The sequence below is a fragment of the Stenotrophomonas sp. YJH_SMC_81 genome, assembly GCF_059370875.1.
The window spans coordinates 187,771-199,055 of the sequence record NZ_JCAFUB010000007.1 but is presented as its reverse complement, the minus strand read 5'-3'; the positions used below and the strand labels follow the sequence as shown (position 1 = coordinate 199,055).

Sequence of the window (11,285 nt, the reverse complement as noted above, 5' to 3'; positions counted from 1 at the left end):
TGCCGATCACGCCGCCTTCCAGGTGTGTGTTGCCGCCTACGGTGATGTTGAAGCCACCGTTGCCGGCAACGATGCCACTCTGTTCCTGCACGCTGCGCAGGTGGCTCTCGACCTTCTGCTGGCCGATGTTGACGCTGCCGCCGCTGCCATACACGAAGGTTCCCCCAGCCTGGGTCTGCTTGCTGGCGTAGTCGTCGGTGTCCTGCTCGCTGATGATGGACAGGTTGCCGCCGATGCTGGCCACCACCTTGTCGCCGCTCAGCTGGGCACCCTGCAGCGTGGTGTCCTTGCCACTGATGACGGTCAGGTTGCGATCGGCGTCCACCACGGTTTCGACGTGCGTGGTGCCGTTGCCGCTGCCCTTGCCCTTGGCGGTGCTGGCCGACACGTACCAACCGGTCTGCGCGCCGATGCTGAAACCGATCTCACCGCTGCCGCTCTTGTTCTTCGACGACTGCGTGTGGTCTTCCGCTTCGCTGCGCAGGGTGATGTTGTCCCGCGCGGCCAGCGCCACGTTGTCACCCTTCACCTGGCTGCCGATGATGTTCAGGTCACCGCCGGTGGCGACGATGCTGACGTCGCCTTGGCTGCGGATGGTGCTGCCCACCGCCGACTGGTCGTGGCTGGTCTGGCTGGCACTGGAGCTGGAGGCGCCGATGCCGATGCGCAGGCTCACGCCGTCGGTGGCGCCGGAAGCGCCTTGCTGCATGGCGCCGCCGACGCCAGCGGCGGCATTGGCCGCCTGCACCGCGTACAGCGCCTTCAGGCGATCATCCTGCGCATTGCCGGCCGCCTTGGCCGCACCGTAAGCGGCCAGGGCGGCATCCACCACACCGCCGGTCAGGCCGACGTTGATACCGGCACTCTTCTGCTTGGTGCTCTGGTGTACGTCAGTGGTGCCCTGTGCCGCGTCGATCACCACCTGCCCGCCCACCAGCTGCGTACCGGTCTTCGACAGCACGTCCGAACCGGTGATGTGCAGCGTGTTGCCGGCGCTCAGGTTGACCCGGCCATCGGTTGAGCCGATCAGGCTGCCCTGTGGCGCGCTCTGCTCGATCTCCAGGCCCTTTTCCAGCTTGCTCTGGCCGATGGTCAGGTTGAAGCCACCACCGCCGAACACGCCCGAGCGCTTGACGGTCTTGTCATGCTCTTCGCTGTGCGTGGAGGTGGCCGTGCCGATGGTGAGGTCGCGGGTGGCGGCCACCACCACATCACCGGTGGCAGCCACCTGCGCCGCCTGCGCGACGACGTCACGTCCGGCGCCGATGGTCACCGTCTCGCCGCTGAGCGTGGTGCCCACCACCAGACTGTCCCGGGTTGCGTCGTAAGTGGTGGTGGTCTTGCTCGACAGCAGGCCCTTCTTCCTGCGCGTGGTTTCCTGCTCCCAGCTGTGGTCCTCCTGCGCCGCCAACAGATTCACGTCGCGCGTAGCGGCAATGCTGACGCCACCGTCGGTGCTGCCGACCTGCGTGGCAGTGAGGTTGGCATCGCGCCCGGCCACCAGCGCGATGTCACCGCCGGCCTGCAGCGAGCTGCCGTGCACGGTCTCGTCCATGCTCTGCGTGGTCTGCGAGAAACGCTTGCCACGGCTCTGCTGCTGGCTGGTGTTGGTGGTGGTTTCGGCCTGCAGGTTGAGATCGCGCCCGGCCACCACGGCCAGGCCGTCGCCGGCCTTCAGCTGTGCAGCCTGCAGGTTCACGTCCTGCCCGGCCTGCATGCCCAGCGAGCCACCGGCCTCGATGCCGCTGGCGTTGAGGGTTTCGCGCGCGTAGCGGTTGCTGCCCCAGCCGCCCTGCTCGGTGGTGGTCAGTGCGTTGAGGTTGATGTCGTTGCCGGCCGTGGCATGGACGCTGCCGCCAGCCCTGGCGGTCGCTGCCGTCAGGTTCAGATCGCGGCCGGCATCCAGCGACAGGCTGCCGCCGACATCCAGCGTGGTGCGACGCAGGCTTCCATCACCCTGCATCTGCGTGGTGAGGTTGAGGTCGCGGCCGGCCTCCAGCGCCGCGTTGCCGCGGGCACGGGTCTGCGAACCGACCAGTGCCAGGTCACGTCCGGCTTCCAGCGCCAGGCTGCCGCCGCTGCGGATGCTGGCCAGGTCGATGCCGCTGACACTCTTCAGGTCGCGGCCGGCCACCAGGGCCACGTTACCGCCCTGGATCAGGCCGCTGTTGTTGAGGATGTCCTCCACGGCGGTGATGCGGGCATTGCCGCCTGCGGAAATGCCACCGCGATCGTTGAGCAGGCTGCCGGTATCGATGGTCAATCGATCATCGGCGCGGATCATGCCCTGGTTGGACACATTGCCGGCGCGGATCTCCACCGACTCGCCAGCGATGGCGGCGCCCCCCAGCTGCAGGCGGTTGGCGGTGGCCTGGGACAGGTACACCACCGGCACCAGCACCTTCTGGCCGTCCACTTCCTGGGCGACCATCCACACGATGTCTTCGTTGAGCGCGGCCACCTGTTCGGCCGACAGCGCCACGCCCACGCTCAGCTGCTGGCGCGCGGCTTCGCTCACGCCGGCATCCATCATGGCGCGGTACTGGCCCATGCCATCGCCCTGGTCGGCATCCAGGTAGCGACGCCCGGTCAGGCCGGTGATCTGTTCCATCACCAGGCGCTGCTCGTAGAAGTCGTCACCCATCCGACGCAACTGCTTGTCGGGGTCCAGGTTCAGGCGCTGGAACATGTAGTCCGAGCCGATCCACTGCCCGAAGTTGGCGAAGCGCGGATCGGTTTCCACCAGCCAGCGCTGGTTGCCCGGATTGACCGTGTACAGGCCGCCACTGGGCAGCGACAGGCCCGGCAGCGGATTCTGCGGGCTGCCCACCACCTGCGGCGGCCGCACCGTGGTGACACGGCCAGGGCCCGGGGAGCCGGTATCACCGGCCGTGCCCGCACCCTGCGCCTGCGCGCTGGCAGGCCCGGTGGCCACGCCCTGCTGTGCACCCGGTGCGCCAGCATTGCCGCCGACCGCGCCGGCGCCCTGCTGCTGGCCCAGTTCGGGTGCGTAGGCGTTGTTGCCCTGCCAACCGGCAACGTCCAGCGGTGTGCCACCGCTGTGCGCGGTGACCACGGCGTTGTTGACCTCGCGCGCTTCGATCTGCACCTTGCGGCCGGCGGTGATGCTGGCATTGCCGCCGGCCAGCGTGACCTGCTTGGTGACCGTGCTGGTGCCCAGCGCGCGGCTGCCGCCATAGATCTCGAAGTCGCAGCGGCTGGGGCAAGGCCGGTAGGTGTAGTCGATGGTCGACGTGCGCTGGACCACCTTGTAGCCGGCCAGCGCCTCGTTGTTGACCACGCCGGCCCAGTCATTGGGGTCTTCGCTGTTGGACGAGCCGCGGCCGTTGATCGAGAGGTTGCGACCGGCGGCGATGGCCGAGTTCCGGTTGTCGACCGAGCCGCCGGACATCTGCATGTCGCGACCGGAAATCAGCTGCGATGCCGCGCTGGCGGCAATGACGGTGGTGCCTTCCAGCACCAGATCCTTGTGCTCGGTCCAGACTTCCAGCACGGCACAGTCGCCCGGGCACAGCTTGCCCGGCGGTGCGGGGCCGTCGATGCCGTCGACCCTGAACGTCCCGCTGTCCGGGTCGGCAGCGCCTTCGTTGCCGCTGTAGACCTTGTGCTGGGTGACCAGCACACGACGCTCGTTGGCCACGCCCAGTGCAGCCAGGATCAGATCGTTCTCGGCCTGGATGCGCCCGGAACGGTTGCGGATCTGCTGGGCGTTGCCGCCGTTCCAGCCCTGCAGGCGGATGTCGCCCAGGCTGAAGAGCTCGCCGTCGAGGTTGTCGATGTAGTTGGCATACAGGTTGATGCGGCCGGTGGCCGCCATCAGCCCTTCGTTGTAGTCGCGTGCGACCAGCGTGTCGCCCAGGTCGCGGCCGTTGGTGATGCGCGAGGCGCGCAGTTCCAGCGCGTTGCCCATCACGGTGCCGGTGTTGGTGATGTTGGCAGCCGACACCTCCACCGTATCGCCGTCCACGCGACCGGCATTGCTGAGATCGCCGGCCGTACTCAGCGCGACACGACCACTGCCATTGCCTGCCGTGGCGTTGAACTGCCCACCAGCGGTGTTCTCGATCCGCGCCGCCGAGACTTCAAGCGTGCCCTTGCTCTCCAGGCGCCCCTGGTTGACCAGTGCGCCAGCCACGTCCAGCTTCAGCAGCCCGTTGCTCTCCAGGCGCTGGCCGTTGCCATGCACGTAATCGCCCGCCAGCGTCAGGCGCAACTCGCTGCCGCCGAACAGGCGGCCGATGCCACTGAAGGCCTGCAGGCGTGCGCCGAGTGCTTCATAGGCGCTGATCTCGCCGCCGCCATTGGCCAAGCTGCCCAGCGTCAGCTGGCTCTGGCGACTGAGCAGCCGGCCGTTGCTGTTGTCCAGCGCGGCAAGATCCAGGCGCAGCAGGTTGCCTGCGCTGAGCTGGCCACCAACGTTGAATACCTGCGCGCCTGCGCGCTCCAGGTACAGGGTATTGGCGGCGTGGACCATGCTACCTGCGTTGTCGAGCGATGCGGTCTGCAGGCGCAGGTCGGTTCCGGCCACCAGCTTGGCCTGGCCGCCTTCGGCTCGGTTGTCCACGCTGCCTGCGGTCAGCGTCAGCGCACCACCGGTACTGCCCAGGGTGCCGCCACGGTTGTCCAGCGCAGCGGCCGATTCCAGCGACAGCTGCCCGGTGCCGTTGGCAACGATGCGGCCGCCACGGTTGCCCACTGAGGCAGCGCGGATGTTCGCAGGGCCCTGTGCTTCGATGTTGCCCTGGCTGTTGTCCAGTGCCTGGCGGATCTGCAGATCCAGCGAGGTGCCGCCGTGGACCAGGCCACGCTGGTTGGCCAGCGCACCGGCCACGTCGAGCGCGAGTTCCTGGCGGGCGTACAGGTTGCCATCCACGTTGCGCAGGTCGCCCGTGCGGCTGGTCACGCGCGCATTGCCCTCGGCGCCCAGCAGGCCATTGCTGTTGTCCAGCTGGGAGGCCAGCACCTGCAGCTGGCCGGCGCCACGCTGCACGATGGTGCCAGTGCGGTTGTCCAATGCCCCGGCAGCGTCCACGGTAAGGTTGCCGCCAGCATCGAGCCGGCCACCGGTGTTGACGATCTCCGTGCCGGCTACGCGTGCCCCGCTGCCTGCGGTGAGCGTACCGCCGCTGTTGTCGAGGCGACCGGCAACGGCCACGTCCGCCTCGCCGTTGCCGACGATCAGGCCTGCATTGCTGTTGTCCAGCGTGCCGGTCTCGATCTTCAGCACACCCGTGCCCGCATGCTCGATGCGGCCACCCTGGTTCAGCAGCTGCGCAGCCTTCAGGTGGACACTGCCAGCATTGGCGGCGATGCGCCCGCCGGTGTTGCGCAGGGCACCTGTCAGGCCAAGTTCAAAGGGATCGGTGCCGGTCTGCAGCAGTTCGCCGGTGCTGTTGTCCAGCGCGGCCGCCAACAGGCCGATGCGCGTGCCCTGCAGGCTGCCCGCATTGCGCAGCAGGTCGGTGGCACGCAGGTCGAGCAGACCGATGGCGGTCAGGCTGCCGCCGATATTGCGCCACTCACCGCTGCGCGCCTGCGCCAGCAGGGTGCCACCGGACCAAACCTGGCCACCCTCCAGCAGCAGGCTGTCGCCCAGCAGGTGAACCTGCTGGCCGGCGTTGATCTGGCCGGCGTTGCGCAGCTGCTGACGCGCATCAAGGGTGACGCTGCCGGTGCTGCCGACCTTGCCGTCGGCCAGCAGGCCCGCCACGATCACGCCGCTGTTGTCGATCTGCCCCGCCCGCAATTCGATGTCACCCGAGGCCAGCACGCGCCCGCGATTGCTGGCCTGGGCGGCCTGCAGCGTGACCGTGCGCGCCTGAACGTCGGCCGCAGTGCGCAGTGCCTGCGCAGCCTGCAGCGACAGCGCGCCGCTGGCGAACAACGCCGCCTGGTTGTCCAGGTCGCCGTCGCTGCGCACCTGCAGATCAGCGGCGCTGTCGATCGTTCCCTTCAGCGTCACGCCGGCATCGGCGGACAGCACGACGCCCTGCTGCGCAAAGGCCTTGCCCGACTGCTCCAGGCTGCCGCCCGCGTGCGCGGTCAGTGTGCCGGCCGCCAACGTGCGCCCGCCCAGCACCAGGGCTTGGTCACTGCTGAGCTGCACGTTGCCGCGCTCGCTGCCCAGTTCACCCTCGCTGCGCAGGGTCCGGCCCCGCACCTGCAACGCCTGGCCGGCCACCAGGCTGCCCTGGTTGTCCAGCGAGTCGCGCACGGTGACATCGACATCGCTGACGCCATAGAGGTCGCCACGGTTGTCGATCACATCGGCCTTGGCCGTCAGTGCTCCCTTGGCGAACACGTTACCGGCGTTGTCTAGCGTCACCGCATCCAGCTGCAGCGACTGCGCACTGGACAGGTTGCCGCCGGCGCGGTTGTGCAGCGCGTCGGTGCGCACGTCAAGCGCGCCATCGCTGGCGATCACGCCGGCATTGTCCAATGTGGTGGTGCGCAGCTGTGAGCGGTCGCGACCGTAGATCACACCACTGTTGCTCAGCTCAGTGGCGCGCAGATCCATTGCCTGCTGGCCATGCAGGCGACCGTCGTTGATGACCTTCTGCACGTCCACGGCCACCACGCGTGCCAGCGCCGTGGCGGCCGCCTGCTGCCGCAGAACGCTGCCCTGAAGGGTCAGGGTGCCGCCGGCTTCAAGCCGGTTGCGGTTGTCGAGCGTGGCAACGGACAGACGGGCATCGGCTGCGCTGCCGATGATGCCGGCGTTGTGCAGCACATCGGCGTCGACCTTCAGGCCCTTGCCCCCCTGGATGCTGCCGGTGGTGCCATTGTCGATGCGTGCGTTGGACTTCAATGCCAGCAGGTCCACCGCCTGCAGCGTGCCGCTGTTGCGCAGACGATCGACCGCCAGCGCGGCCTGGCGGGCCTCAAGGGTGCCTTGGTTGTCCACGCCGCCGGCAGACAGTTCCAGCGCCTGCTCCGAGAGGATGCGTCCGGCGTTGTCCAGCTGCTGGCGCGCCTGGATCTTCAGCAGCCCGCCCGCAGACAGCTCGGCACCCTTCAGCTGGGTGATGCGGTCGGCCGCTGCACGCAGGTTGGCACCGGCACCGATGATGCCCTCGTTGTCGATGCTGGCCGCATCGAGTTCGACGTCGGCGTCGCTGTACAGCTGGCCGGCGTTGTGCAGCTGCGCGGCCTGCATCCGTACGCCCTGGTTGCCCAGCAGCAGGCCGGCGTTGTCCACCTGGCGGGCCTGCACGTCCAGCGCCTGTGCGCCCAGGCGCGCGCCCTTGTCCTGCGCCAGCGTGTCGGCGCGCACGGCAAGCCCGGCGCCTGCGGTCACCTGTGCATGGTTCTGCACCTGTGCGGCAGCCAGCGCGATGCTGCCCGCGCTCTTCGCCGTGTCAGCCAGGGTCAGCGTGCCACTGGCGTCCAGCTGCATCTGTGCGGCCTGCGCGCTGCCGGCCAGGTCCAGATTCTGGTTGGCGCGTACGGCCAACGCAGCGCCCGCCGACGTGGAACCGGCAAGCGACGCCTGCCGGGCACGAATCTGAAGATCTCCCTGCGCGTACTGGGTACCGTCGGCCTTCAGGTCACCGTCGGTTTCGATCTGCAGGCGGCCTGCAGCCGCCGTGCGTCCGCTCAGGCGGACATCGCCGGCCTGGGTCAGGATGAAGTCGCCTGCGTCGGCCACCATCTGGCCCGTGCTGCGCACACCCACGCCGGCCTCGGTGCCGACCAGGCGGATCTTGCCTGCGTACATGCCACCGAGGGCGGCAACATCCAGGCCGAACTGCGGGCGTTCGCCTTCTCCGCTGATCGCCTGCGTCGCCAGGGTCTGGGCATCGATCTGGTTGGCGCCGGTGACCACGTTCACCTGGCGCGCCCAAAGGCCCGCGTTGAGCTGCACGGCGCGCGCCAGCAGGTCGACGCCTTCCAGGTTGCCGGCATCCAGGCCGTTGCCTTCCAGGCGGATCGTTCCGCGGGACACCCGGAACGCAGACAGGCTGCCATCGTTGCCGAACACCGGGGTGCCGGTGGTCAGCGTGCCACGGGTGGTATTGATGAAGCCGCAGCCATCGCAGGTGATGCCATTGGGGTTGGCGACGATCACCGCCGCCGAGCGCCCCGCCACCTCGATGTGGCCCTGCAGGCGCGATGCGTTGGTGGATGTCACCTCGTTGAGGATCAATCGTGCCGACTGGCCCGGCTGCAGATTGCCGTTGCCCTGGATGTAGCCACCCAGCTGGGTCTGCACGGTGCTCGCGCTGTTGTTGAGGATCTGCCCCTCGCGCCCGACGTTGTAGTCCTGGAAGCGGTTGTGCGATACGCCGCCCGCGTTGGGCCGGTTGATCTGGATGACCGGCACGCCGTTCGCCGCCTGGTCGGCCCGCGCCTGCTCGCCGGCCTGTACCTGCACCTGGGCAAACGAGCTGCCGGGGGCCAGGAACGCCAGTGCCAGGGTGGCGCTCGCCATCGCGGTGCGCAGGCGCGTGGCCCAACCGGCGCCCGAAGTGGACAGGGACAGACTGCGGAATACGTTCTTCATGCCAGGTGCTTCCATCAACCCAGGGGGGAACTGCACACACAACAACCCGATCACGTCGCCACGTGGCGACGGTGCTTCCAGTCGAATCAGAACTGCCAGGACGCGCGGAATCCGATCACGTGACCGCGTGCCTCATGCTTGAGCCAAGCCGGGCGGCTCATCGGTACGCCGACGAAGCCATCCCACGCCAGTCCGCCCAGCTCGCCACGTGCACCCAGGTGGGCGCCGCTGAGGGTTCCGCCGCCGATACCCTGGCGGTCGTCGCGCTCGATGTGGCCGATATCGATGCCCGCATAGGGCGCGATGGCGCGCTGTGCCATCCAGCTGATGCTGTTGCGCCAGTAGCCGCCACGGCTGCCGCCGAGTGGCACCTCGCCATCGAAGCCGTTGACGGTATAGCGGCCACCGACGCTGATGAACTCCGAGCCGTACAGCGTGTCCTTGCTCCACTGGTAGCGGAGCGCGGTGTTCCATGCCAGCGGACGCGGCCCGGATGTCAGGGCGCCACCGGCGCCGATATCCAGCGTGGTCAGCCCATAGCGGAACGTCGGCGCCAGGTCATCACGGCCCACGGCGTCATCATCGCCTCCCAGCCACGGCACGCCGCGGCGGTGCGCCAGGCGGATATCGGCCTGGACCCGCCCCAGGTACTGGCGGTGCAGCAGCGCCAGCTCGACCGAGGTGGTACGCCGGCGCTGGCCTTCGATCTCCACGCCTTCCACGTAGCTGTGCGACGACCGTTGCGCCACGCGCAGCTCGATGCCGCTGCGATAGCTCTGACCACGCACCAGCAGCCGTTCCACGGCCAGGTCGACGTTGCTGGAGGTGCCGGTGCTGGCGAACGTGTCGGCGTTGCTGGCGATGGTCTGCTTGTAGCGCGAGCTGTAGGTACTGGTGCTGAAACGCCAGTTGCCCACCGGAACCGACCACGACGCATTGAAGCCGTGGGTACCCCGGCCCTTGTCGGCACTGCCGTCGCTGCTGACGCCAACGCTGAGCAGGTCGTTGACGCGAGCCAGGTTGTCTACCCACGCGGTCGCGCCGACCTGCTGCTTTCCGGTCGCACGGCTGCCGGCATCATCCAGCGACACCGAGGCACGCCATCGCTTGCCGTGGCGGATGCTGATGACCACGTCCGACTCGCCGGGCCCTTCGCCCGGCACCAGCTCCATGTTCACGTCCTGCGACGGAACGCGCTTGAGCTGCTCCAGGCCCTGTTCCAACGCGCGCAGATTAAGCACGTCCCCCGGCCGCGCGGGAAACGCACTCTTCCACATCGAATCGGGAACCTCTTCCGCGTTGAAGCGGATCTGCCGGATCACGCCCGGCACCAGCTGCAGGCGCAGGGTTCCGCTGCCCAGGCTCTGCTCGGGCAGGCCGATGCGCGTGGTCACGTAGCCCTTGGCCAGCGCCAGATCCGAGGCACGCCGCACGATCAGCGCGATGCCCTGCTGGCCCACGCAGCGGCCACGGTAGCGGTCGAGATAGCGCTGCAGGAACGCGAACTGCGCCAGATGCGCACCGTCGAGCTGCAGCTGCTGCAGGGTGAAGCACGGTTCTTCGTCCGGCAGTGCCAGCGAATGCAGATCGGTGGCAGCGGCCGGCTGTTCGCGTGATACATCCGGCAATGCCTGCCGCTGCTCACGCTCGCGTGCCTCGCGCTCGGCGCGTTCGCGCAGTTCCTGCTGCTCGGCGAACGAGGGACTGGCCGACTGCGCATGCACGACGCCGATCAACAACAGCCCCGCAGTGCCCAGAACGGCACGCATGCTGAATCCTGCTTTTCTGTTACCCATCAACGACTTCCTTGTCCAGCATTGGTACAGACCTGAAGCTGTGAACAGACATCGTGCAGAGAGAACGTGCGGCCAGCACCGAGTCGACCGCCAACCGCTATCGGCGGGAGTGCGCGGAACTTTAGGGTCTTTGCATCCGTGCACCCATTGCGGCGATGCAGCCGAGCACCGCGCGCTGAAGGATGGGCATCCTTCAGCTGCCGTCATGCGATGTCAATCGCTCCCGTCGTCACGGCACCCGTGCGCACACCCATGCCCGCACGTCCCTGGCACCCGCCAGCCGCAACGTCTCGGCGATTTCCATCACGGTGCTGCCGGTGGTCATCACATCGTCCACGACGGTCAGCCGTGTCGGTGGCGACAAGCGCGTGCCGAATGCGTCAAAGAGATTGTCCCGGCGCTGCTCTGCGCTGCGCTCGGACTGCGGCGCGGTGTGGCGTCGTCGGTACACCCCCTGCCAGACCGGCATCGGCAGCAACCGGCACAGCTCGCCGGCCTGGTTGTAGCCGCGCTGGCGCAGGCGCCGCCCATGCAGCGGCACCGGCACCAGCGGCGCGCACGACCAGGGCGGTGGTGCGCGCTGCATCAGCTGGGCAAGCAAGCGCCCGGCCGCCAAGTCCTGGTGGAACTTGTAACGCACCAGCAGCTGATCGACGGGTGGAAGGTACAGCAGGCTGGCATGTGTGGCGGCCTGCGGCGGCGCCTCCTCGCGGCAGCTGCCGCAGACGATCAGGGCGGCGTCCGGCAACGGCAGCGCGCAACGCAGGCAGGCGCGGCCGGCCCAGGGTAGTTCGGCGAGGCAGGCGCAGCACAGGTCGAGATCATCATGGCCCGGATCGCCGCATACCAGGCAGCGCAGTGGCAGCAGCACGCGAAGCGCCGCCTGCAGGAGGCGAGTGGACTTGAACAGGACCGGCATGCACTACAGCGTGATCGCACCCCGGCCCTGGGGCCATCAGACGCTC

3 protein-coding genes are annotated in these 11,285 nt (G+C 68.4%); all 3 read right to left on the bottom strand.

Annotated features, from left to right (window positions below):
- On the bottom strand, window positions 1-8,524 hold an 8,524-nt coding region (locus tag AC5P8U_RS15460), incomplete at its 3' end, for a hemagglutinin repeat-containing protein (protein ID WP_495214209.1).
- An 86-nt stretch (window positions 8,525-8,610) separates the two neighbouring features.
- Window positions 8,611-10,293, bottom strand: coding sequence for a ShlB/FhaC/HecB family hemolysin secretion/activation protein (locus AC5P8U_RS15455; protein WP_253247544.1), 1,683 nt, complete (start codon window positions 10,291-10,293; stop codon window positions 8,611-8,613).
- Window positions 10,294-10,549: 256 nt separating this feature from the next.
- A complete protein-coding gene (locus AC5P8U_RS15450) occupies window positions 10,550-11,239 on the bottom strand; it encodes a ComF family protein (protein WP_088497034.1) in 690 nt (229 codons plus the stop codon).
- Between the last annotated feature and the right edge of the window lie 46 nt (window positions 11,240-11,285).